This window comes from Streptomyces sp. GL_141, from assembly GCF_057834385.1.
In genome coordinates this window covers 2,407,475-2,430,761 of record NZ_CM174402.1, presented here as the reverse complement: position 1 = coordinate 2,430,761, position 23,287 = coordinate 2,407,475, and the positions used below count along the sequence as shown (strand labels likewise).

Genomic DNA, 23,287 nt, shown 5'->3' with positions numbered 1-23,287 from the left:
GCTTCTGCCCGCCCCCGTTGGAGGTACCCCGTGCTGGGTCCCGCGATCCTCGCCGCCTCGCGCAGCGACAAGATGCGCCGAATCGTCTCTGCCGCCCCGGTGACCAAGCCCGTGGTGAACCGGTTCATCCCCGGTGAGACGGTCGACCAGGTCATCCCGATCGTCGAGGACCTGACGGGCAAGGGCCTGGAGGTGACCCTCGACGTCGTCGGCGAGGACATCACCACCGTGGAGCAGTCCCACGCCGCGCGCGACGCGTACCTCGACCTCATCGAGCAGCTCGCGCACCTGAGCCTCGGCGAGACCGTCGAGATGTCGGTCAAGCTGTCCATGTTCGGCCAGGCGCTGGAGGGCGGCCACGAGCTGGCCCTCGCCAACGTCCGCCCGGTCGTCGAGGCCGCCGCCGCCATCGGCACCACCGTGACCCTGGACGCCGAGGACCACACCACCCTCGACTCGATGTTCGCCATCCACGAGGAGCTGCGCCGCACGCACCCGCAGACCGGCTGCGTGATCCAGGCGTACCTGTTCCGCACCGAGGCCGACGCCCGCCGCCTGGCCGCCGCCGGCAGCCGCGTACGCATCGTGAAGGGCGCCTACAAGGAGCCCGCCGAGGTCGCGTACCAGGACAAGGCCGAGATCGACAAGGCGTACGTCCGCATCCTCAAGATCCTGATGGACGGCGAGGGCTACCCGATGATCGGGTCCCACGACCCGCGCCTGATCGCCATCGGCCAGGAGCTCGCCCGCAAGGCGGGCCGCAAGCTGGACGAGTACGAGTTCCAGATGCTGTACGGCATCCGCGGCGAGGAGCACCTGCGGCTGGCCGCCGAGGGCCACCGCATGCGCGTCTACACGGCGTACGGGACCGACTGGTACGGCTACTTCATGCGGCGCCTCGCGGAGAAGCCGGCCAACCTGCTCTTCTTCCTCCGCTCGATGATCACCAAGAACTAGGCCCTCCCACTAGCTCAAGGAGCACCCCGCATCATGGACGCTGTAACCCAGGTCCCCGTGCCGGTCAACGAGCCGGTCCACTCGTACGCCCCCGGCACCCCGGAGCGCGCGCGCCTCGAAACGCAGCTGAAGCAGCTGTCCGAGAACCCGATCGACCTCCCGATGACGATCAACGGCGTCAAGCGGATGGGCGGCGGCGAGCGCTTCGACGTCGTGCAGCCGCACGACCACAAGTCGGTCATCGGCACCTACGCGAACGCCACGCGGGCCGACGCCCAGGAGGCCGTCGACGCCGCCCTGGCCGCCGCCCCGGCCTGGCGCGCGATGTCCTTCGACGACCGCGCCGCGATCATCCTGCGCGCCGCCGAGCTGCTGTCCGGACCGTGGCGCGAGAAGCTGGCCGCGTCCACGATGCTGGGCCAGTCGAAGACCGCGCAGCAGGCCGAGATCGACACCCCGTGCGAGCTCGTCGACTTCTGGCGCTTCAACGTCCACTTCGCCCGCCAGATCCTGGCCGAGCAGCCGGTCGCGAACTCCGCCGGCGTGTGGAACCGCAGCGACCACCGCCCGCTCGAGGGCTTCGTCTACGCGATCACCCCCTTCAACTTCACGGCCATCGCGGGCAACCTGCCGACCGCCCCGGCCCTGATGGGCAACGTGGTCGTGTGGAAGCCGTCCCCGACGCAGACCCACTCCGCGGTCCTCCTCATGGAGCTGCTGGAGGCGGCCGGCCTGCCGAAGGGCGTCATCAACCTCGTGACGGGCGACGGCATCGCCGTCTCCGACGTGGCGCTGACCCACCCGGAGCTCGCGGGCATCCACTTCACCGGTTCCACCAAGACCTTCCAGTACCTGTGGAAGACGGTCGGCACCAACATCGAGACGTACAAGTCCTACCCGCGGCTGGTCGGCGAGACCGGCGGCAAGGACTTCGTCGTCGCGCACCCGTCCGCGGACCGCGCGATCCTGAAGACCGCCCTGACCCGCGGCTCCTTCGAGTACCAGGGCCAGAAGTGCTCGGCGTCCTCGCGCGCCTACGTCCCGGCCTCGATCTGGAACGACGGCTTCAAGGAGGCCTTCGCGGCCGAGGTCGACGGCATCACCATGGGTGACGTCCGCGACCTGACGAACTTCATCGGCGCCGTCATCGACGAGCGTTCCTTCGCGAAGAACAAGGCCGCGATCGACCGTGCCATCGCGGACCCGACCTGCGAGATCGTCGCCGGCGGCACGTACGACGACGCGGAGGGCTACTTCGTGCGCCCGACGGTGATCGCGTGCACCGACCCGGAGAACGAGGTCTTCACGACCGAGTACTTCGGCCCGATCCTGGCGATCCACGTCTACGAGGACGCCGAGTTCGACGCGATGCTCGCGCAGATGGAGTCCGTCTCGGCGTACGCCCTGACCGGCGCCGTCATCGCCCAGGACCGCTACGCGGCGGCCGACGCGATGGAGAAGCTCCGCTTCGCCGCGGGCAACTTCTACATCAACGACAAGTCGACCGGCGCCGTCGTCGGCCAGCAGCCCTTCGGCGGCGGCCGCGCCTCGGGCACCAACGACAAGGCCGGCGCGGCGTCGAACCTGATGCGCTGGACGTCGACCCGCTCCATCAAGGAAACCCTGGTCGCCCCGACCGACTACGGCTACCCCCACATGGGCTGACACCGGCCCCACCGAACCCCGCCCCCGCTCCGGTACCCCCAAGTCCGGAGCGGGGGCGGTTTCATGTCCGGCGGTCCACCGGTCCGCCTAGACCTCCACGATGACCTGGTCCAGGGACTTGCGGACCAGGTCCGGGACCTCGCAGTCGGGGGAGGGGTAGCCGACCGGGATGACCGCGAAGGCCTTCTCGTTCTCGGGGCGGTTCAGGACGTGGGAGAGGAAGCGCATCGGGCTCGGCGTGTGGATCAGGGCGGCCAGGCCGGAGAGGTGGAGGGCGGACAGGAGCATGCCGACCGCGATGCCGACCGACTCGTCGACGTAGTAGTGCTTGTGCTTCGTACCGTCCTCGCCGAGCCAGTAGCGCTGCTGGAAGACCACGATCAGGGCCGGGGCATCGGTGAGGTGGGTCTTCACGGCGTCCGTGCCGATGGGGCGCAGGGCCGCGAGCCACTCGTCGCCGAGGCGGCCGTCGTAGGAGAGCTGCTCCTCCTGCTCGGCGGCCGCGCGGATCTGCTCCCGTACGGCAGGGTCCTTGACCAGTACGAAGGTCCACGGCTGCTGGTGCGCCCCGGAGGGCGCGGTCGCGGCGCACGCGATGGCGTCCCGGACCACCTGCTCGGGCACCGGGTCGGGGGAGAAGTGGCGTACGGTCCTGCGCCCGTCCATCCGCTCGCGCAACTCGGCGGCGCGGGCGAGGGATTCCTGCGCCGGCATCCGCTCGGGGCGGTAGGGGGCGGGACGGTACGGCTGCCCGTGGATCGGGGTCCACTGCTGGGTATCGGGAGACATGGGCCGAGTCTGCCGAGCCAATGGTCCAGACCGCCAGACCCGCGTCGGCCCAATCCGGCCGGTGGGCGATATTTCATGTCCGCATAGCGGATACGGATGGTGGGGGAGCCCGCTTGGTACGGTCCCGGGATGGGTGACGAGGGCAGGGAAACCGGACGGGACGTCTCGCTGCGGCACACCGCGCAGCTCGGTGCGGGGGAGTTGCGGCGGGTGCGGGAACTGCTCGGTGGGGCCTTCGAGGGGGACTTCGGGGGTGAGGACTTCGAGCACGCGCTCGGCGGGATGCACGTGCTGGTGCACGAGGGCGGCGAGCTCGTCGCGCACGGGAGCGTCGTGCAGCGGCGGGTGCTGCACCGGGGGCGGGCGCTGCGCACCGGGTACGTCGAGGCCGTGGCGGTGCGGGCCGACCGGCGCCGGAGCGGGCTCGGCGGCGCGGTGATGGCGGCGGCCGAGGGGGTCGTCGAGCGGGGCTACGTGCTCGGGGCGCTCAGTGCCTCCGCCGACGGGGCCCGGCTGTACGCGGGCCGCGGCTGGCGGGTGTGGGGCGGGGAGATCGGGGTGCTCGGGCCCGGCGGGCCCGAGCGGCTGCCCGAGGAGGAGGGGTCGACGTACGTGTGGACGCCGCCCGGCGGTGGGGTGCTGCTCGATCCCACCGCCGGGCCGCTGTGGTTCGACTGGCGCGACGGGGACGTGCTCTAGCTAGCTGCCGCTGATGCTCGGGGCGCCCGTCTCGATGTGGCCCGTGTACCGGCGCGACCAGGTGCCGTCGGAGTCGGCGAGGACCGTGAAGTCGTACCAGCCGTTGTGGTAGGCGACGGCGTTGAAGTAGTCCTCGCGCGAGGAGTTCGCCGGCACGGTGTACGTCCACGGGCCGTCCGTGCGGTAGGCGTTCGCGCGGATCGTGAAGGTGACCGGGGAGGCGGAGGAGTTGGTCAGCTTGAGGTAGAGCGCCGTCTTGCCGGTGCCCGGCTCCACCGCGAAGCGGGACGCGACCTCGATCGACTTCCCCGCCTTCGACGCGTCGCCGATGAAGCGCCGCAGGAAGCGGTTCGGCCCGTACATCGAGATGTCGTACTTGCCGGAGCCGCTGCCCGTGCCGATGTTGAAGTAGTCCGTCGACGTGGCGCCCACGTCCACCGTGTACTGCCAGGCGGCCGTGTCCCGGTACTGGTGCGGGTGGATCGAGAAGTGCGCCGCCCGCTTCGCCTCGGTGCCCGCGTTCGCCATGGAGAACCAGGCCAGGATCTTGCCGCCCGAACCGAACTCGAAGCGGTCCAGGTTCCCGTTGACCTGGTACGGAAGGGCCCGCGCGGGCCGGGTCCCGGCCTCCTGCGCCGGCTGCGCGTTGTCCTGCGGCACCGGGTTGGGCATCGGGCCGCAGGTCGCCTGGCCGATGACCTTCGCCGTGGAGGGGAGGCCCGCGGGAACCCCGTAGACCGGGTGCGCGAAGTCGAAGACGCCCGTCAGGTCGCCGGTGACCTTGCGGCGCCAGGCGCTGATGTTCGGACAGTTCGCCGGGGTGCCGAGCGCGGCCGTCCACTTCTCCATGAAGCGCAGCACGGAGGTGTGGTCGAAGACCTCGGAGCTCACCCAGCCGCCGCGGGTCCACGGGGACATCACGATCATCGGGACGCGGAAGCCGAGCCCGATCGGGACGCCGTCGATGTACTCGCCGGCGGTGCCGGGCGGGGCGACGGGCGGCGGGACGTGGTCGAAGAAGCCGTCGTTCTCGTCGTAGTTGAGGAAGAGGACGGTGGAGTCGAAGACCTCCGGGTTGGCCGAGAGCGCGCGGTAGACCAGGTCCACGAAGTGCGCGCCGTCGCCGGGCGGGGCGTACGGGTGCTCGGAGAAGGCCTCGTTCGCCACGACCCAGGAGACCTGGGGGAGGGTGCCGGCGACGACGTCCGCGCGGATGGCGGCGGCGATGTCGTCGGGGGTGGAGCCGGTGACCTTGGGGACGGAGCCCATGCCGCGGTCCCACAGGGGGTTGCCGGGGGCGGCGTCCGTGAACTTCTTGAAGTAGGCGAGCCCGTTGTCCCCGTAGTTGTCCTGGGCGTTCTGGTAGACCTTCCAGCTCATCCCGGCGCGCTGGAGGGCCTCGGCGTACGTCTCCCAGGTCAGCCCGGACTCGTCGCCGCCGTCCTTGCTGCCCGCGTCGATCTTGCCGCTCCACAGGAAGGTGCGGTTGGGGCCGGTCGCGCTCAGGGTGGAGCAGAAGTAGGCGTCGCAGATGGTGTAGTTGTCGGCGAGGCCGTAGTGGAACGGTATGTCGCCGCGGTCGAGGTACCCGAGGGTGCGGGTGTTGCCGACGCCGGTGACGAAGTTGTCCATGCGGCCCTTGTTCCAGGCCGCGTGCTGCGAGGTCCAGCTGTGCGGGAGGTCGCCGTTGCACTGGGCGAGGGTCTCGCCGTCGACGCCGCCCGCCGGCGGGGTGGAGCTGAGCTTCCACGGGTACTGGCGGCCGCCCCAGTTGGGCTGGTTGAACATGCCCCAGCCACCCGGGATGTTGCCGGCGGCGCGGTCGCCGAAGCCGCGGACACCCTTCAGCTTGCCGAAGTAGTGGTCGAAGCTGCGGTTCTCCTGCATCAGGATCACCACGTGCTTCACGTCGGTGATCGTGCCGGACGCGGCGGCCGCGGCCGCCGAGGTCGGCGCGATCGCGGGCAGGGCCGCCCCTGCCATCAGCCCGGCGCCGATTCCCACGAATCCTCTGCGGCTGATAGGTGTCACTGGCTGCTCGCCTCCAACTCAAGTGCCCCGCTGGCACATTGACGGCAAGCGTGGCGGTAGCCGCGCCAAAGGTCTACATCCGTGCGGTAAGAAGTCGGTGAACATCGGGGTGGCCTGATTCAGTCGTCGACCCGTACGAGCATCTTGCCCGGATTGTCCCCTCGGAGCATGCCCCGGAAGGCATCCACCGTGTGATCAAACCCCTGTACAACGGTGGTGTCGGTACCGATCCGGCCGCTGCGCAGGTGGGGGACGAGGAAGTCCTCCAGTTCGTCCTGCAGATTGGTGTGATTGCGAACCAATACCCCTTCCAGGCGCAGCGACTTGTGTACGACTTCGAAGAGGTTGCGGGGCGCGGCGGGGGAACGGTCGCCGTTGTACATCGAGATCCCGCCGGCCCGTCGTGGTAGTCGAAGGCCGCGTCGAAGCCCAGGACCCCGGTGAGGTGGCGGACCTTCGCCGCCGAACCCGCGCTGCCGATGATCCGGCGGGCGCCGAGCAGCCGGGCGATGTGGCCGGTGGCCGTTCCGACTCCGCCCGCCGCGGCCGAGACGAAGAGGTCCTCGCCCTCCGCGAGGCCCGGGTCGCGGGAGGCGGTGACCCGGCCCACCGAGCGGCCTTCGAGCGGGGTGCCGAGCTCGAAGCCGCCCTCGCCGCCGTCCATCAGCCCGCGGTGCGGGGGCACCTCCCAGCGGTAGCTGGGGGAGGGTCCACGGAGAGCAGCAGGTTCTCCACCAGGGCGGTGCCGGGCCGGGGCTCGGGGGCGGGGGTGCGGACGTAGGCGAAGTCCTCGCACTCGGTGCGCGGCAGCGAGGCCAAGCTCGGCGCGGTGCTCTTCGAGCGCGGCCGCACCGGCGCCTCGCCCACCCCGGCGGGGGAGCGGGCCGTCGGGCACGCCCGCCGGATCCTGCGGCTCTACGAGGTCATGGGCGCGGAGGCGCGCGGCGCGGGCCTGGCCGCGGGCCCGGCGGCACCGGAGGGCGTGCTGCGGATCGCCGCGTTCCGCAGCGCGGCCCTGCACCTGCTGCCCCCCGCCCTGGAGCGGCTCACCGCCCGCCACCCCGGTGTCCGCCCCGAGGTCCGGGTGGTGCGCGAGCTCGGCGCCGGCGCGGCCGGGGAGGTGGCCGCGGGCCGCGCGGACCTAGGTCGGGCGGGGGCTCGGCATGGCGATCATGCCCGAGCTGTCCCTCCGGGAGGCGACCGGAGCCGTGGATTTCACCGGTTTGGGCCCGGAGGGGCCGGTGAGGCGCGTGGGGTACGTCACCACACCGGAATCCGCTGCGACTCTCGCTGTACGGGCTCTGATCAGGGAACTTCGTGCCGTAAGCGGCTAAAAACGGAGCCTGCGAGAGGGTCTTCCGGGCGGTTCGGCGTCTCAGATAGTAGGAAGTCCGAGTAATTGCGGAGACATACAGCGGGAGCTGGCCTACGTTGTAGAAGCCGAACGTCTCGCCGATCCGGCGAATGGCGGTCGAGAGCGCGCGCCCCATGGCAGGCAACCCCTGCCGCGCACCGCTCCCCGCCTCTTCCGGCGCCTTGAAGGAACCCCTCATCCGTGGCCCCGCCACGCCGTGATCTCAAGGAGTCGATCACCATGACGCACACCCCCTCCACCACCACCCGCCGCGTCCGCCGCTCCGCCTCCGCCGACGCGGACCGGAAGAACGCCGCCGCCGCCCTCCAGCGCGCGCTGGACCGCCGCGACAACGGCGGCTCGACCGGCCACTGACCGGCCACTGACCTGCCGCTGAGCGCTCCCGGCCCGGGACATATTGCGTCCACATGGTGGACGCAATATGTCTGAGGGATGGGACAAGGAGTACGGTTCCACCATGTCGACCAGCATCAATCTCGCAGTGATCCCCGGTGATGGCATCGGCCAGGAAGTCGTGGCTCAGGGCCTCAAGGTCCTTACCGCGGTCCTGCCCCAGGATGTGAAGCTGGAGACCAAGGAATACGACCTCGGCGCCCAGCGCTGGCACCGCACCGGTGAAACCCTCCCGGACGCGGAGCTCGAAGCCCTCAAGCACCACGACGCGATCCTGCTGGGCGCCATCGGCGACCCCTCGGTCCCGTCGGGCGTCCTGGAGCGCGGTCTGCTGCTGAAGCTCCGCTTCGCCTTCGACCACTTCATCAACCTGCGCCCGTCGAAGCTCTTCCCCAACACGGCCACCCCGCTCGCCGGCCGTCCGGAGATCGACTTCGTCGTGGTCCGCGAGGGCACCGAAGGCCCGTACACCGGCAACGGCGGCAGCCTGCGCACCGGCACCCCGGCCGAGGTGGCCACCGAGGTCAGCCTCAACACGGCCTACGGCGTCGAGCGCGTGGTCCGTGACGCGTACGAGCGCGCCAACGGCCGCCCGCGCAAGAAGCTGACGCTGGTCCACAAGAACAACGTGCTCGTGTACGCCGGTCACCTGTGGAAGAACATCTTCGACAAGGTCGGCCAGGAGTACCCCGAGGTCACCACCGACTACCTGCACGTCGACGCCGCGACGATCTTCTTCGTCACCCAGCCGGAGCGCTTCGACGTCATCGTCACGGACAACCTCTTCGGTGACATCCTCACCGACCTGGCCGCCGCCGTGACCGGCGGGATCGGCCTGGCCGCCTCGGGCAACATCAACCCGACCGGCGCCTTCCCGTCGATGTTCGAGCCCGTCCACGGCTCGGCCCCGGACATCGCCGGCACCGGCAAGGCCGACCCGACCGCGACGATCCTCTCGGTCGCCCTCCTGCTGCGCCACCTCGGCTACGAGGCCCAGGCCGCCCGCATCGAGGACGCGGTCTCCGCCGACCTGGCCGAGCGCGACGGCACCTTCCGCTCCACCGACGCCATCGGCGACGCCCTCGCCGCGCGAGTAGCCGGCTGACCCGGTAGCCCCACCTCCAGGAAGCCGCCGGGTCGCGACCACCGCACCCGGCGGCTTTTCCTGTGCGGCCCCGGGTGTCACCATCTCTCCTGGGCCGCATTCACCCCGTTTCACCGAAGCGTCCTCCCGCGCGATAATCGAACGCGAGGCCGCGGAATACGGGGAAGCTCGGACGTCCTAGTACGCCGTGAGCGCGGTCCGCCCTACAAAACCGGTGAAGGACAAGCACTCATGACGACGCCCACGATCGAGCTGAAGCCCTCCTCGACCCCCCTGTCCGCCGCGGAGCGCGACGCGATCCTGGTGAGCCCCGGCTTCGGCCGCCACTTCACCGATCACATGGTCACGATCAAGTGGACCGAGGGCCGCGGCTGGCACGACGCGGAGCTGGTCCCGTACGCGCCCCTGTCGATGGACCCGGCGAACATGACCCTGCACTACGCGCAGACGATCTTCGAGGGGCTCAAGGCCTACAAGCAGCCCGACGGCACCGTCGCCACCTTCCGTCCGCAGGCCAACGCCGAGCGCTTCCAGTCCTCCGCCCGCCGCATGGCGATGCCGGAGCTGCCGACCGAGCTGTTCATCGCCGCCTGCGACGCGCTGATCAAGCAGGACCGCGCCTGGGTGCCGGACTCCGGCGAGGCCTCGCTCTACCTGCGGCCCTTCATGTTCGCCACCGAGGTCGGCCTCGGTGTCCGCCCGGCGAACGAGTTCCTCTTCATCGTGATCGCCTCGCCCGCCGGCGCCTACTTCCCCGGGGGCGTGAAGCCCGTCTCCGTCTGGCTCTCCGAGGAGTACGTCCGCGCCGCCAAGGGCGGCACCGGCGCCGCCAAGACCGGCGGCAACTACGCGGCTTCGCTCGTCGCGCAGGCCCAGGCCGCCGAGCACGGCTGTGACCAGGTGGTCTGGCTCGACGCCGTCGAGCACCGCTGGATCGAGGAGATGGGCGGGATGAACCTGTACTTCGTGTACGGCGACCGCATCGTCACGCCCGAGCTCACCGGCTCGCTCCTCCCCGGCATCACGCGCGACTCCCTCCTCACGATCGCCCGCGACCTCGGCTACACCGCCGAAGAGGGCCGCATCACCACCGAGGACTGGAAGCGCGACAACGAGAACGGCACCCTGACCGAGGTCTTCGCCTGCGGTACGGCCGCCGTGATCACCCCGGTCGGCTCGGTCAAGTCGGAGCGCGCGAACTGGACCCAGGGCACCGGTGAGCCCGGCGAGGTCACCATGAAGCTCCGCAAGGCCCTCCTGGACCTCCAGACCGGCCACAACGCCGACACCCACGGCTGGATGCACCCGCTCGGCTAGTCAGCCCTGCCCCTAGTCCGCCCTGCCCCGAACGGCCCGAAGGCCCCCCGCGCACATCGCGCGGGGGGCCTTCGGGTGTTTCGGATGTGAGCCGCGGCGGGAGGGGCGTGGTCAGCGCTCCTCGTCCGCCTCGCCCTCGCGCTTCTTCTTGCGCTCCTGGTCCTTCCCCTCCGGGCCGAGGCCCACGAGGGTGTCACCGAAGGCGTAGGCCAGGCCCGCGACTCCCTTGACGATCTTTCCCGCCACATATGCGAGTTCTTCCACGACGCCTCCCCGTGTCGTTGGTGGCGGCCGTGTCCTGTTCGGCCGCCGCTGTACCGGTAGACGCCATCGCGGGCCGAACGGTTGATCGCCGGCTCAGGCGGCCACCGGCTCCTCGACGGCCTCCGCGGCCGGGGCGTGGGCCGTGCGGGCGGTCAGGGCCGCGTAGACCAGGCCGCCGGCCAGGCCGGAGAGGACGAAGGAGCAGTCCACGCCGCCGGTCAGGGCCAGCAGCGGTCCCTCGTAGAACGGGGTGGTCACGGCGAGCAGGCCGACGCCCGCGCCGACGGCCCAGGAGAGGGTGGCCGGGATGTTCCAGCCGCCGCGGAACCAGTAGATCCCGCCCTTGGCGCGGCGGTTGAAGACCTGGAGGGCTTCGGCGTCGTAGTGGCCGCGGCAGCGGACGTAGCCGATGAGGGTGATCACGGCCCACGGGGTGCCGATCGCGGTCAGCAGCAGGACGAACGAGGTCATCGCGGCCTGGACGTCCCACGAGAAGGAGCCGACGAACACGAAGGCGGTGGCCACGGCCGCGGCGATCACGGTGGAGACGGTACGGGTGGCCCTGGGGACGATGGCGTCGAGGTCGAGGCCCATGGAGTAGAGCATCAGCCCGGCGTTGCCGACCGATCCGGCCGCCGCGGCGACCAGCAGCGGCACCAGGTACCAGAACGGCGCGGCGTCGACCAGCGGACCGGCGTACTCGGCGCCGGCCCGGGCGGCGAGCGCGGTGTAGGTGCCGAAGAGCTGCGGGATCAGCAGCCCCACGAGCAGGCCGAGCCCGGTGGACCAGAGCACCTTGCGGGAGCTGTGCCTGCGCGGGGAGATGTAGCGGGTGTAGTCGCCGAGCAGGGTGATGAAGGCGACGGGCCCGCTGAGCCCGGCGGCGACGGCGGCGAGCAGCCAGGTCGGCCAGAAGGAGCCGAGCAGGTACGCGGTGTCCGGCGGAGCGGCGGTGGTGAAGTCGGGTGCGTAGGCGAACACGCCGACGGCCAGCAGCAGCACCATGCCGATGGAGAGCACCTTGCTCATGCGCAGCAGCAGCCGGTAGCCGAAGACGGCTCCGACGACGGTGCACGCGGCGAGCACGCCGTACATCACGGCCCGGGAGAGGCCGGTGTCCGGCAGCCCGGTGAGCCGGGACAGGGCGCCGACCATCACGTCGCCGCCTATCCACAGGGTCAGCGCGGTGTAGCCGAGGGAGAGCAGCAGGCCGACCACGGAGCCGACGAGCCGGCCGCGGACGCCGAACTGGGCACCGCTGGAGGTGGAGAGGTTGGTCCCCGTGCGCAGGGAGACGAGCGCCAGCGGCGCGGTGAAGGCGATCCCGACGAGGGTGCCGGTCACGATGGCGGTGACCGACGGCCACAGACCCAGTCCGAAGGACGGGGGCAGCCAGCCGAAGACGATCACGCCGAGGCAGAGATTGGAGCCGAGGAGGATCGAGATCAGGTCACGGGGGCCGCTGGTCCGTTCCTCCTCCGGGATGGTGTCGACTCCGCGCTGTTCGATGGGCATGGGGGGACTCCCTTGGCAGGGCGGGGGGTGGCATGCATTGTTTGAGCGACACTCAATGTGACCTAAGCCCTGGTCTCAGGTCAATGCTTCATTGCAGGGAAATGAAGAGTTAGAGTGATGCTCTAACCCATCGACTCAAAGGGTGGTGGATCGGCGTGCGGCTGACCCCTACGGAGCGCGACCGGCTGCTTCTCCGCAGCGCTGCGGAACTGGCCAGGGCCCGGCGGGCCCGCGGATTGAAGCTCAACGTCCCGGAGGCCACCGCGCTCATCGCGGACACGGTCTGCGAGGCCGCGCGCGACGGCAAGCGGCTGGCGGAGGCCATCGAGGAGGCCCGCTCCGTGCTGGGCCCGGACGATGTCCTGCCCGGCGTCAGTGACGTGGTCACCGAGGTGCACGTGGAGGCCGTCTTCGACGACGGATCCCGCCTCGCGGTGGTCTCGTCCCCCATCCGGGGCGCCGTCGGCCTCGGCGAGGACGCCCCGGGCGCGGTCGTACCCGGCCCCGGAGCCCCCCAGCCGGAGCCCACGGTCCAGCTGCGCGTGCGCAACACCGCCCCGGTGCCGGTGAGCGTCACCTCCCACTTCCACTTCTTCGAGGCCAACCCGCGCCTCGACTTCGACCGCGCGGCGGCGTACGGCATGCGCCTGTGCGTACCGGCGGGCTCGTCCGTACGGTTCGACCCGCACGGCGAGGGCGAGGTCGGCCTCGTCCCCATCGGCGGGGACCGCGTCGCGATCGGCTTCGCCGGGCTGGTCGACGGACCGCTGGACGCCCCGGGCGCCAAGGCCGAAGCCCTGCGCCGCGCGGCCGCCTGCGGCTACCTCGGAACCGGCGGGGCCGAAGGAACCGGTGGAGCCGGTGGAACCGACGCCACGGGCGGAACCGAAGGAACCGACGCCACGGACGGAGACCAGGCGTGAGCAAGCAGACCAGGCACAGCGACCACTGCGCACCCGGCAGCCGGCACATCGACCCGCACGAGTACGCCTCCGTCTTCGGCCCCCGCGCCGGCGACCGGGTCCGGCTCGGCGACTCCGGGCTGACCGTCCGCGTGGAGTCCGATTCGCAGAAGCCCGGGGACGAGTTCCTGGCCGGTTTCGGCAAGACGGCCCGCGACGGGCTGCACCTGAAGGCCGCCGCCGTCCGCGACACCTGCGACGTGGTGATCAGCAACGTGCTGGTCATCGACGCCGTCCTCGGCATCCGCAAGGTCTCCATCGGCATCCGCGAAGGGCGCATCCACGCGATCGGCCGGGCCGGCAACCCCGACACCCTCGACGGGGTCGACGTCGTGGTCGGCACGGGGACGAGCATCGTCTCCGGCGAGGGCATGATCGCCACCGCCGGCGCCGTCGACACCCACGTGCACCTGCTCTCCCCGCGCATCATGGAGGCCTCGCTCGCCGCGGGCGTCACCACGATCATCGGGCAGGAGTTCGGCCCGGTCTGGGGCGTCGGCGTCAACTCGCCGTGGGCGCTGAAGCACGCCTTCAACGCCTTCGACGCCTGGCCCGTCAACATCGGCTTCCTGGCCCGGGGTTCCTCCTCGGACGCGGCCCCGCTGATCGAGGCCCTCGCCGAAGGCGGCGCGTCCGGCTTCAAGGTCCACGAGGACATGGGCGCGCACACCCGCGCCCTGGACACCGCCCTGCGCGTGGCCGAGGAGTACGACGTCCAGGTCGCCCTGCACAGCGACGGCCTCAACGAATGCCTCTCCGTCGAGGACACCCTGCGGGTACTGGACGGCCGGACCATCCACGCCTTCCACATCGAGGGCTGCGGCGGCGGCCACGTCCCCAACGTCCTGAAGATGGCGGGCGTGCCGAACGTCATCGGCTCCTCCACCAACCCGACCCTGCCCTTCGGCCGGGACGCGGTCGCCGAGCACTACGGCATGATCGTCTCCGTCCACGACCTCAAGCCGGACCTCCCCGGCGACGCCGCCATGGCCCGCGACCGGATCCGCGCGGGCACGATGGGGGCCGAGGACGTCCTGCACGACCTCGGCGCGATCGGCATCACCTCCTCCGACGCCCAGGGCATGGGCCGCGCGGGCGAGACCATCCGCCGCACCTTCGCCATGGCCGCCAAGATGAAGGGCGAGCTCGGCCCGCTGGCCGGCGACGGCGAGGGCGACGACAACGCCCGCGTCCTGCGCTACATGGCCAAGCTGACCATCAACCCGGCCATCGCCCACGGCCTGGCCCACGAGATCGGCTCCATCGAGGTCGGCAAGCTCGCCGACATCGTGCTGTGGCGCCCCCAGTTCTTCGGCGCCAAGCCGCAGCTGGTCCTCAAGTCCGGCTTCCCGGCCTACGGGGTCACCGGCGACCCCAACGCCGCCACCGACACCTGTGAACCGCTGGTCCTCGGCCCGCAGTTCGGCTCGTACGGGGCCACCGCGGCCGATATCTCCGTCGCCTTCGTCTCGGCCGCCGCGGCGGCGCTGGGCAGCGACGAGATGCCGACCCGCAGGCGCCGCGTCGCCGTCCGCGGCACCCGGGGCATCGGCCCGGGGAACCTGCTCCTCAACTCCCGGGTGGGCGCGGTCGATGTGGACGCGCGCAGCGGACTCGTCTCCCTCGACGGGGAACCGCTGCGCTCCGAAGCCGCCGAATCGGTCTCCCTCAACCGCCTGTACTTCCTTTAAGTCAGCACAGTCTGTAAGGACCCCCCCTGCCATGACCGACACCACGCCCGTGAACGCCGGATTCCGGATGCCCGCCGAGTGGACGCCCCACGAGCGCACCTGGATGGCCTGGCCCAGCCCCAACCCCACCTTCACCAACGAGCAGGAGCTCGCCGAGGCCCGCGAGGCCTGGGGCGCCGTGGCCCGCGCGGTGCGCTCGTACGAGCCGGTGACCCTGGTGGTCTCGCCCGGTGACGCCGAGAGCGCCCGCGCCGTCGTCGGCGATGACATCGAGCTGGTCGAGCGCCGGCTCGACGACGCCTGGATGCGCGACATCGGCCCGACCTTCGTCACCAACGAGGCGGGCGAGCTGGCCGCCGTCGACTGGACCTTCAACGGCTGGGGCGCCCAGGACTGGGCCCGCTGGGACCATGACTCGAAGATCGCCCGGGAGATCTCCGGCCTCGTCGGGACCCGCACCTACAGCACCGCGCTGGTCAACGAGGGCGGCGCCATCCACGTGGACGGCGAGGGCACCGTGCTCCTCACCGACACCGTGCAGCTCGGCAAGGGCCGCAACCCCGACTGGACCCGCGAGCAGGTCGAGGCCGAGATCCACGCCCACCTGGGCACCACCAAGGCGATCTGGCTCCCGTACGGCCTGGCCGGCGACTACGGCACCTACGGCACCCAGGGCCACGTGGACATCGTCGCCGCCTTCGCCCGCCCGGGCGTGGTCATGGTCCACAGCCAGCCTGACCCGGCCCACCCGGACCACGAGCGCGGCAAGACCATCGCCGCCATCCTGCGCGCGTCCACCGACGCGCAGGGCCGCCGGCTCCAGGTCGTGGAGATCCCGGCACCGACCGTGCTGGAAGAGGACGGGGAGTGGGTGGACTACTCCTACATCAACCACTACCTGTGCAACGGCGGCGTGGTCCTGTGCGCCTTCGACGACCCGCGCGACGAGGAGGCGGCGGAGATCTTCCGCGGTCTCTTCCCCGAGCGGACCGTGACGCTCGTCGACGCACGTACGATTTTCGCCGGGGGTGGCGGTATCCACTGCATCACCCAGCAGCAGCCGAAGGTCTGAGCCCGAGAGGGCGGCCGGGACGAGGAGTGGGCCATGGTGGCGGGTGAGGTACGTGCCGCGCGCAAGAACGCGCCGCCGCGCGAGGACGTACTGGTCGCCGCCATGGCCACCATCGCCGAACGCGGCCTGGACGGTCTGACCATGGCCGGCCTCGGCCGCCAGGTCGGCATGAGCAGCGGCCACCTCCTCTACTACTTCCGCACCAAGGACGAGCTCCTGCTGCAGACCCTGGAGTGGAGCGAGGCGGCGCTCGGCACCCGCCGCCGCGCCCTGCTGTCCCGCCGCGGCCCGGCGCTCGAGCGCCTCCGGGCGTACGTGGACCTGTACGTGCCCGAGGGCGCCCGGGATCCGCACTGGACGCTGTGGCTGGAGGTCTGGAACCGCTCGCAGAACGCGGGACCGGGGGAGCGGGACCGCCAGGGGGCCATCGAGGGCGCCTGGCACCGCGACCTGGTGGCCCTGCTCGCCGAGGGCATCTCGCGCGGAGAGTTCCGCCCGGTCGACCCGGACCGCTTCGCGGCCCGGCTGCGGGCCCTGCTCGACGGGTTCAGCATCCAGGTCGCCGTCGGCCTGCCCGGGATAGGGCGGGACGACATCCTGGAGCACGTCGGCGAGTTCCTCAGCGAGGCGCTGACCCCCAGGGCCGGAGCCGGAGGCTGACCGGCCCCAGCCGGCGGCCCCGCCCGCCCCGCGGACAGGTGTGACCGCATGCTGAGATCCCCGTCCATCCGCGGCATGCGGTATGGCAGACTGCCGACGTGCCTGCTCAGCTCATGATTATGGACAGCAGCGCGCCGGTCCCCAGTGGCCGCTGAGCCGCGAAAGAACTTCGCGGAGGCGGCCACCGTGCCCCAGACCCGCGCGCAGACCTCTCGCACCCGCGAGAGGTTTTTTCGTTTTCCGGCCCGAACGTGCCGGGACCGGGCAGCGCGCGATGATGGGGGCAGTGGCGTCGGCCTGCCCCGCGGGCGGCATCCGGAACCACCCATCCGACAGGAGTCAGATCAGCATGACGACGACAGAGGCGACCCAGCCGACTGCGCCGGCTTCGGGCACCGGCCCCGATGACGGGTTCCACGTCTTCGACACGACCCTGCGCGACGGTGCCCAGCGTGAGGGCATCAACCTCACGGTCGCGGACAAGCTGACGATCGCCCGGCACCTGGACGACTTCGGGGTGGGCTTCATCGAGGGCGGCTGGCCCGGCGCCAACCCGCGCGACACGGAGTTCTTCTCCCGCGCCCGTGCGGAGATCGACTTCAAGCACGCCCAGCTCGTCGCCTTCGGCGCGACCCGCCGGGCGGGCGGCTCGGCCGCCACCGACCCGCAGGTCCGCGCCCTGCTGGAATCCGGCGCCCCGGTGATCACCCTGGTCGCCAAGTCCCACGACCGGCACGTCGAGCTCGCCCTGCGCACCACCCTCGACGAGAACCTGGAGATGGTCCGCGACACCGTCGCCCACCTGGTCTCCCAGGGCCGCCGGGTCTTCGTCGACTGCGAGCACTTCTTCGACGGCTACCGGGCCAACGCCGAGTACGCGAAGTCCGTCGTGCGCGCCGCCCACGAGGCCGGCGCCGACGTCGTGGTCCTCTGCGACACCAACGGCGGCATGCTGCCCGCGCAGATCACCGCGACCGTGGCGACCGTGCTGGCCGACACCGGCGCCCGCCTGGGCATCCACGCCCAGGACGACACCGGCTGCGCCGTCGCCAACACCCTGGCCGCCGTGGACGCCGGCGCCACCCACGTGCAGTGCACCGCGAACGGCTACGGCGAGCGGGTCGGCAACGCCAACCTCTTCCCGGTCGTCGCCGCGCTGGAGATCAAGTACGGCCGTACGGTGCTGCCCGCGGGCGCCCTGGCCGAGATGACCCGGATCTCGCACGCCATCGCCGAGGTCGTCAACCTCACCCCCTCCACGCACCAGCCCTACGTCGGCGTCTCCGCCTTCGCGCACAAGGCGGGCCTGCACGCCTCGGCCATCAAGGTCGACCCGGACCTGTACCAGCACATCGACCCCGCGCGGGTCGGCAACACCATGCGGATGCTCGTCTCCGACATGGCCGGCCGGGCTTCCATCGAGCTCAAGGGCAAGGAGCTCGGCGTCGACCTCGGCGGGGACCGCGCGCTGGTCTCCCGGGTGGTGGAGCGGGTCAAGGAGCGCGAGCTCCAGGGCTACACGTACGAGGCCGCCGACGCCTCCTTCGAGCTGCTGCTGCGCGCCGAGGCCGAGGGGCGGGCGCGCAAGTACTTCCGCATCGAGTCCTGGCGGGCCATCGTCGAGGACCGCCCCGACGGCACGCACGCCAACGAGGCCACGGTGAAGCTGTGGGCCAAGGGCGAGCGGATCGTCGCGACGGCGGAGGGCAACGGCCCGGTCAACGCGCTGGACCGCGCGCTGCGGGTGGCCCTCGAACGCTTCTACCCGCAGCTCGCGAAGTTCGAGCTGATCGACTACAAGGTCCGCATCCTGGAGGGCGCGCACGGCACGGCGTCCACGACCCGCGTCCTGGTCACCACGACGGACGGCAGTCGCGAATGGAACACGGTCGGCGTGGCCCCGAACGTCATCGCCGCCTCCTGGCAGGCCCTGGAAGACGCCTTCACCTACGGCCTCCTGCACGCGGGCGTGGAGCCGGCGGAGTAGTCGGTGACCGCGGGTGCTTCCGCGTCAGCACTCCGATTTCACGTACGTGCGGAAGCGCTCGCGGCTCATGGCCTCGCCGTTCGCCCAGACCTGCCCCGGGCGTAGGGACGCGATGTCCTCGTGGCGGAAATCGCTGGCCGAGGTGTGCAGGACCCGGTGTCCGTCCTCCAGGACCGTGAAGTGGAGGAAATAGTCGTGGCCCGGCTCCAGGGCCCGGGGGCCGCCCGGTTTGCCCTCCACGGCCCAGGCCCCGGGCGGGGCGAACAGGGGGAAGGCTCCGGGGCGGCCGGGTTGGCGGCCGCTGTACCAATAGGTGGTGTCACCCTGCTCCGGTGTGACCGCCAGGATCGGCCCCCTGGTTTCGCCCTTGCCGCCGCACTGCCCGAGCTCCACCATGATCCGGCCGGAGTCGTCCCGGTAGAGCGCGGCCAGGTCGAGCATGGGCGGCTTCCCGCACGAGGTGAGCAGCCCGATCCCGAGCACCAGCAGTCCAACCATCCGTAATCCGCGCATCGCCCCATCCCCCCGGTCGGGGAGTGTAGGGCGATGGGACGGCCGGTGGGGGCGATAGGCCTTATGTCCAGCTCACACAGGATTGCACCCGTTCGGGTAGCGTCGTGACTATGAGGACCAGGCTTATATCCGTACGTATGGGATCGCTGCTGGCCGCTCTGCTGCTGGCGCTGTCCGCGACCGCGCTGCTGGTCGCCCCGCACGCGTCGGCGGCCGACGGGACCACCACCGTGGCGGAGGCCCTCAAGAAGGGCCCGGTCTACGTGGATCCCCGCGCCGAGGCGCAGCTGCCGCCCGCGCAGGCGGAAGCGCTCGCGAAGAAGATCAAGGACGCCGGGAAGCCGGTGTTCGTGGCCGTACTGCCGGCCACCGCCGAGTTCCCCGCCGACAGCGTGCTCAAGACGGTCCGCACCGAGACGGGCATCACCGGGCTCTACGCGATCCGGCTCGGGGAGGGCTTCAACGCCGGCGCCGACCGGGCCGTCATGCCGGGCAATGCGGTCCGCAACCTGGTCGACGCCGTCAAGGCGGGCGGATCCGCCGACACGACCGCGAACACCGAGCTCAACAACTTCGTGGACCAGGCCCTCGCCCAGGCCAAGGGCAAGGCCCCGGCCTCCTGGGGCACGGCCGGCGCCGCGGGCGCCGACGGCGGCGCCCCGGTGGGCGCCCTGATCGGGCTCGGCGTGGTGGCCGCCGTCGGCGGCGGCGGGGCGTACGCGCTGGTCAAGCGCAACCGCAAGAAGAAGGAAGAGCTCCGGCGCGAGTCCATCGCCCGGCTGAGCGTGGTCGTCGACGAGGACATCACGGCCTTCGGCGAGGAGCTGGAGCGGCTCGACTTCCACCCCGGTGAGCCCGGCGCCGACGACGCCATGCGCACGGACTACGAGCAGGGCCTCGACTCGTACGAGAAGGCCAAGCAGATCATGGCCTCCGTGCAGCACCCGGAGGAGGTCAAGGGGGTCACCCAGGCCCTCGAAGACGGCCGGTACGCCCTGGCCCGCCTCGACGCGCGCCGGCAGGGCCGGCCGCTGCCCGAGCGCCGCGCGCCCTGCTTCTTCGACCCGCGCCACGGGCCGAGCACCGAGGACGCCGCCTGGGCCCCGGCGGGCGGGGCCGCCCGTACGGTCCCGGTCTGCGCGGCGGACGCCGTCCGGCTGCGCGACGGCCAGGACCCGGCGGTCCGCACCGTCGACACCGAGCACGGTCCGCGCCCCTACTACGACGCCGGCCCGGCGTACGGTCCCTGGGCCGGCGGCTACTTCGGCGGAGGCATCCTGCCCGGTCTGCTCATGGGCACGATGCTCGGTTCGATGATGTCCAGTCCGGCCTACGCCTCCGACTTCGGAGGCGGGAACGGCTTCGACGGGGGCGGTGGCGGCTTCGACGGCGGTGACGTCTCCGGGGCCGACTTCAACCCGTCCGACTTCGGCGGCGGGGACTTCGGCGGCGGAGGCGGTTTCGACGGCGGCGGGTTCGGCGGGGGCGACTTCTAGCCGCCCCTGCCCCGCAGCTCGGAGCCGAACCGGGCTCAGGCCTGCTTGATCGCCGAGATGTCGAAGGTCAGCTTCACCTTGTCGCTGACCATCACGCCGCCGGTCTCCAGGGCCGCGTTCCAGGTCAGGCCCCAGTCGGAGCGCAGGATCTCGGCCGAGCCCTCGAACCCGACGCGCTCGTTGCCGTAGACGTCGGTGGCCGAGCCGCCGAACTCCAGGTCGATGGAGAGCGGGCGCGTGACGTCCTTGATGGTCAGCTCGCCGGTGATGCGGTACTTGTCGCCGCCGAGCTGCTGCGCCTCGGTGGAGCGGAAGGTCATCAGCGGGAAGGTCTCGGCGTCGAAGAAGTCCCCGGAGCGGAGGTGTCCGTCCCGGTCGGCGATGCCGGTGTCGACGGAGGCGATCTTCACGTCGATGGAGGCGGTGGAGCGGGACGGGTCGGAGCCGTCCAGGTGCAGGGAGCCCTCGTGGTCGGCGAAGGTGCCGCGCACGTTGGTGACCATCGCGTGGCGGACGGTGAAGCCGATGCTGCTGTGGGAGGCGTCGATGACGTAGTCGCCGGTGAGCGCGGCGAGGGCCGGGTCCACGTCGAGGGTGGCGACGGCGGTGGCGGTGGTGTCCTGGGCGCGGCGGGTGAAGAGACCCATGGCTGCTTCTCCTAAGTAGGGGTGCCGCTCGATGTCGGCACTCGTTGAACTTTCAACAACAACGACGCTAGACCCATTCCGTTCAAATTTCAACCTCTGGGAGTCCTTGCGAGTGGCTTGGATGTCTTGGTGGCACCTTGGCGGCCACTTGGAGGTCGCTTGGAGGCCGCGCGGTCGGAGTTTTGTTGGATCCCCACAAAGGACCAACGTCCTACCTGGTGGGACAGGCTGCTCCCACGATGGTTCTGTCCGGCCCGGACAGCGGAAGACACCTGACACTGTGCGGATTCGACGGAGGGTTTTTCCCGTCCGGCTTCGTAAGGTCATTACATGACCGTTGTGGACCAGATTCCGAGCGAGCCGACGGACGCCCGTGGGCGCGTGGCCGAGCTGCACGAGCTGCGTGAGCAGGCGCGGCGTGGCCCGAGTGACCGGGCGACCGAAGCGCAGCACGCCAAGGGCAAGCTCACCGCCCGTGAGCGGATCGCTTTGCTGCTCGATGAGGGTTCCTTCAAGGAGGTCGAGCAGCTGCGTCGGCACCGGGCGACGGGGTTCGGTCTGGAGGCCAAGAAGCCCTACACCGATGGTGTGATCACCGGCTGGGGCACGGTCGAGGGCCGTACGGTCTTCGTGTACGCGCACGATTTCCGGATCTTCGGCGGTGCTCTGGGCGAGGCCCACGCCACGAAGATCCACAAGATCATGGACATGGCCATCGCGGCCGGTGCCCCGCTGGTCTCCCTCAACGACGGTGCCGGCGCCCGTATCCAGGAGGGCGTTTCCGCGCTCGCCGGGTACGGCGGGATCTTCCAGCGCAACACCAAGGCCTCGGGTGTCATCCCGCAGATCTCGGTGATGCTCGGGCCGTGCGCCGGCGGCGCCGCGTACTCCCCGGCGCTCACGGACTTCGTGTTCATGGTCCGGGAGACCTCACAGATGTTCATCACCGGCCCGGACGTGGTCCGCGCGGTGACCGGCGAGGAGATCACCCAGAACGGTCTCGGCGGCGCGGACGTGCACGCCGAGACCTCGGGCGTGGCGCACTTCGCGTACGACGACGAGGAGACCTGCATCTCCGAGGTCCGCTACCTCATCACGATGCTGCCCTCCAACAACCGCGAGAACCCCCCGGTCCACGAGACCACCGACCCCGCCGACCGCCGCTCCGAGGTCCTGCTGGACCTGGTGCCCGCCGACGGCAACCGCCCCTACGACATGCTCAAGGTCATCGAGGAACTCGTCGACGAAGGCGACGTCCTGGAGATCCACGAGCGCTGGGCCCGCAACATCATCTGCGCCCTGGCCCGGATGGACGGCCAGGTCGTCGGCATCGTCGCCAACCAGCCCGGCCACCTCGCCGGAGTCCTGGACATCCACGCCTCCGAGAAGGCGGCACGCTTCGTCCAGCTCTGCGACGCCTTCAACATCCCGATCATCACCCTCCTGGACGTCCCCGGCTTCCTGCCGGGCGTCGACCAGGAACACGGCGGCATCATCCGCCACGGCGCGAAGCTGCTGTACGCGTACTGCAACGCGACCGTGCCGCGGATCTCGCTGATCCTGCGCAAGGCCTACGGCGGCGCCTACATCGTCATGGACTCCCAGTCCATCGGCGCCGACCTCACCTACGCCTGGCCCACCAACGAGATCGCCGTCATGGGCGCCGAAGGCGCCGCGAACGTCATCTTCCGCAAGCAGATCGCGGACGCCGAAGACCCCGAGGCCATGCGTGCGCGCATGGTCAAGGAGTACAAGGCCGAGCTGATGCACCCTTACTACGCGGCCGAGCGAGGCCTCGTCGACGACGTCATCGACCCCGCCGAAACCCGTGAAGTCCTCGTCGCCGCACTCGCGATGCTCCGCAACAAGCACGCGGACCTGCCGTCCCGCAAGCACGGCAACCCGCCCCAGTAGACGCAGAAGGAGAACCGCCACCGATGAGCAACGCCACCGCAACCCTGCTGAAGGTCGAGAAGGGCAACGCCGAGCCCGAGGAGCTGGCCGCGATCACCGCGATCCTGCTCGCCCGCGCCGCGGCCGCCCCCGAGAACACCTCCACCGCCGCCGCCCGCTCCCAGGCCGGCTGGCGCCGCCTGGAGCGCACCCCCGGCTTCCGCGGCCCGCGCAGCTGGCAGGGCTAGTACGCGAA

Annotated in this window: 20 protein-coding genes and 2 pseudogenes; 15 read left to right on the top strand and 7 right to left on the bottom strand. The window is 71.0% G+C overall.

Features of this window, described 5'->3' with window-relative positions:
• Positions 1-30: 30 nt before the first annotated feature.
• Both AC3IX6_RS10205 and pruA read left to right on the top strand, forming a co-directional pair.
• Positions 31-957, top strand: coding sequence for a proline dehydrogenase family protein (locus tag AC3IX6_RS10205; protein WP_489369862.1), 927 nt, complete (start codon positions 31-33; stop codon positions 955-957).
• 33 nt (positions 958-990) lie between these two features.
• Entirely contained in the window at positions 991-2,622 is a 1,632-nt protein-coding gene (pruA, locus tag AC3IX6_RS10200) for an L-glutamate gamma-semialdehyde dehydrogenase (RefSeq protein WP_489369861.1), read from the top strand.
• Between the two features lie 87 nt (positions 2,623-2,709).
• On the opposite strand, the gene AC3IX6_RS10195 is transcribed toward pruA, so the two are convergent.
• Positions 2,710-3,411, bottom strand: coding sequence for a nitroreductase family protein (locus AC3IX6_RS10195; RefSeq protein WP_274549713.1), 702 nt, complete (start codon positions 3,409-3,411; stop codon positions 2,710-2,712).
• 129 nt (positions 3,412-3,540) lie between these two features.
• On the opposite strand from AC3IX6_RS10195, the gene AC3IX6_RS10190 reads away from it, so the two are divergent.
• Positions 3,541-4,110, top strand: a complete 570-nt coding sequence (locus tag AC3IX6_RS10190; RefSeq protein WP_489369860.1) for a GNAT family N-acetyltransferase — start codon at positions 3,541-3,543, stop codon at positions 4,108-4,110.
• Here AC3IX6_RS10190 and AC3IX6_RS10185 read toward each other — a convergent pair whose 3' ends face one another.
• Entirely contained in the window at positions 4,111-6,141 is a 2,031-nt protein-coding gene (locus AC3IX6_RS10185) for a phosphocholine-specific phospholipase C (protein WP_489369859.1), read from the bottom strand.
• A 119-nt stretch (positions 6,142-6,260) separates the two neighbouring features.
• Positions 6,261-6,960 (bottom strand): annotated as a pseudogene (locus AC3IX6_RS10180) (hypothetical protein).
• Here AC3IX6_RS10180 and AC3IX6_RS10175 point away from each other — a divergent pair.
• The 4 genes and pseudogenes from AC3IX6_RS10175 to AC3IX6_RS10160 form a co-directional block, all read left to right on the top strand.
• A pseudogene (locus tag AC3IX6_RS10175) lies at positions 6,932-7,475 on the top strand (LysR substrate-binding domain-containing protein); the annotation flags it as partial. The pseudogenes AC3IX6_RS10180 and AC3IX6_RS10175 sit on opposite strands and share 29 nt — an antisense overlap.
• 260 nt (positions 7,476-7,735) lie before the next feature.
• Positions 7,736-7,870 (top strand): hypothetical protein, encoded by a 135-nt coding sequence (locus tag AC3IX6_RS10170; protein WP_489369858.1) that lies wholly within the window; start codon positions 7,736-7,738, stop codon positions 7,868-7,870.
• Between the two features lie 103 nt (positions 7,871-7,973).
• Positions 7,974-9,014: a 3-isopropylmalate dehydrogenase gene (locus AC3IX6_RS10165; protein ID WP_250742445.1), complete on the top strand. Its 1,041-nt coding sequence runs from the start codon at positions 7,974-7,976 to the stop codon at positions 9,012-9,014.
• Between the two features lie 231 nt (positions 9,015-9,245).
• On the top strand, positions 9,246-10,331 hold the full coding sequence (locus AC3IX6_RS10160; protein WP_489369857.1) for a branched-chain amino acid aminotransferase: 1,086 nt from the start codon (positions 9,246-9,248) through the stop codon (positions 10,329-10,331).
• Between the two features lie 111 nt (positions 10,332-10,442).
• Here the strand turns inward: AC3IX6_RS10160 and AC3IX6_RS10155 are convergent, their stop codons facing one another.
• Together AC3IX6_RS10155 and AC3IX6_RS10150 are read right to left on the bottom strand one after the other, a co-directional pair.
• The gene (locus AC3IX6_RS10155) at positions 10,443-10,595 is read right to left on the bottom strand and encodes a hypothetical protein (protein WP_489369856.1); all 153 of its coding nucleotides are present in this window, start codon (positions 10,593-10,595) and stop codon (positions 10,443-10,445) included.
• 93 nt (positions 10,596-10,688) lie between these two features.
• Positions 10,689-12,110 (bottom strand): cytosine permease, encoded by a 1,422-nt coding sequence (locus tag AC3IX6_RS10150; protein WP_489369855.1) that lies wholly within the window; start codon positions 12,108-12,110, stop codon positions 10,689-10,691.
• A gap of 155 nt (positions 12,111-12,265) precedes the next feature.
• Here AC3IX6_RS10150 and ureA point away from each other — a divergent pair, with 155 nt between their 5' ends.
• The 5 genes from ureA (at position 12,266) to cimA (ending at position 18,482) form a co-directional block, all read left to right on the top strand.
• On the top strand, positions 12,266-13,033 hold the full coding sequence (gene ureA / locus AC3IX6_RS10145) for an urease subunit gamma (protein ID WP_489369854.1): 768 nt from the start codon (positions 12,266-12,268) through the stop codon (positions 13,031-13,033).
• 47 nt (positions 13,034-13,080) lie between these two features.
• The gene (locus AC3IX6_RS10140; RefSeq protein WP_489371393.1) at positions 13,081-14,763 is read left to right on the top strand and encodes an urease subunit alpha; all 1,683 of its coding nucleotides are present in this window, start codon (positions 13,081-13,083) and stop codon (positions 14,761-14,763) included.
• A 31-nt stretch (positions 14,764-14,794) separates the two neighbouring features.
• Positions 14,795-15,835: an agmatine deiminase family protein gene (locus AC3IX6_RS10135; protein WP_489369853.1), complete on the top strand. Its 1,041-nt coding sequence runs from the start codon at positions 14,795-14,797 to the stop codon at positions 15,833-15,835.
• Between the two features lie 33 nt (positions 15,836-15,868).
• Positions 15,869-16,495, top strand: a complete 627-nt coding sequence (locus tag AC3IX6_RS10130; protein WP_489369852.1) for a TetR/AcrR family transcriptional regulator — start codon at positions 15,869-15,871, stop codon at positions 16,493-16,495.
• A 349-nt stretch (positions 16,496-16,844) separates the two neighbouring features.
• Entirely contained in the window at positions 16,845-18,482 is a 1,638-nt protein-coding gene (cimA, locus tag AC3IX6_RS10125) for a citramalate synthase (protein ID WP_489369851.1), read from the top strand.
• A 24-nt stretch (positions 18,483-18,506) separates the two neighbouring features.
• On the opposite strand, the gene AC3IX6_RS10120 is transcribed toward cimA, so the two are convergent.
• A complete protein-coding gene (locus AC3IX6_RS10120) occupies positions 18,507-18,980 on the bottom strand; it encodes a hypothetical protein (RefSeq protein WP_489369850.1) in 474 nt (157 codons plus the stop codon).
• Between the two features lie 125 nt (positions 18,981-19,105).
• Between AC3IX6_RS10120 and AC3IX6_RS10115 the strand changes: the two genes are divergently transcribed.
• Positions 19,106-20,491, top strand: coding sequence for a hypothetical protein (locus tag AC3IX6_RS10115; RefSeq protein ID WP_489369849.1), 1,386 nt, complete (start codon positions 19,106-19,108; stop codon positions 20,489-20,491).
• 35 nt (positions 20,492-20,526) lie between these two features.
• On the opposite strand, the gene AC3IX6_RS10110 is transcribed toward AC3IX6_RS10115, so the two are convergent.
• Entirely contained in the window at positions 20,527-21,138 is a 612-nt protein-coding gene (locus AC3IX6_RS10110) for a YceI family protein (protein WP_489369848.1), read from the bottom strand.
• A 330-nt stretch (positions 21,139-21,468) separates the two neighbouring features.
• On the opposite strand from AC3IX6_RS10110, the gene AC3IX6_RS10105 reads away from it, so the two are divergent.
• Both AC3IX6_RS10105 and AC3IX6_RS10100 read left to right on the top strand, forming a co-directional pair.
• Positions 21,469-23,052, top strand: coding sequence for an acyl-CoA carboxylase subunit beta (locus AC3IX6_RS10105; RefSeq protein WP_489369847.1), 1,584 nt, complete (start codon positions 21,469-21,471; stop codon positions 23,050-23,052).
• 23 nt (positions 23,053-23,075) lie between these two features.
• Positions 23,076-23,279, top strand: coding sequence for an acyl-CoA carboxylase subunit epsilon (locus tag AC3IX6_RS10100; RefSeq protein ID WP_489369846.1), 204 nt, complete (start codon positions 23,076-23,078; stop codon positions 23,277-23,279).
• The last annotated feature ends 8 nt before the right edge of the window (positions 23,280-23,287 follow it).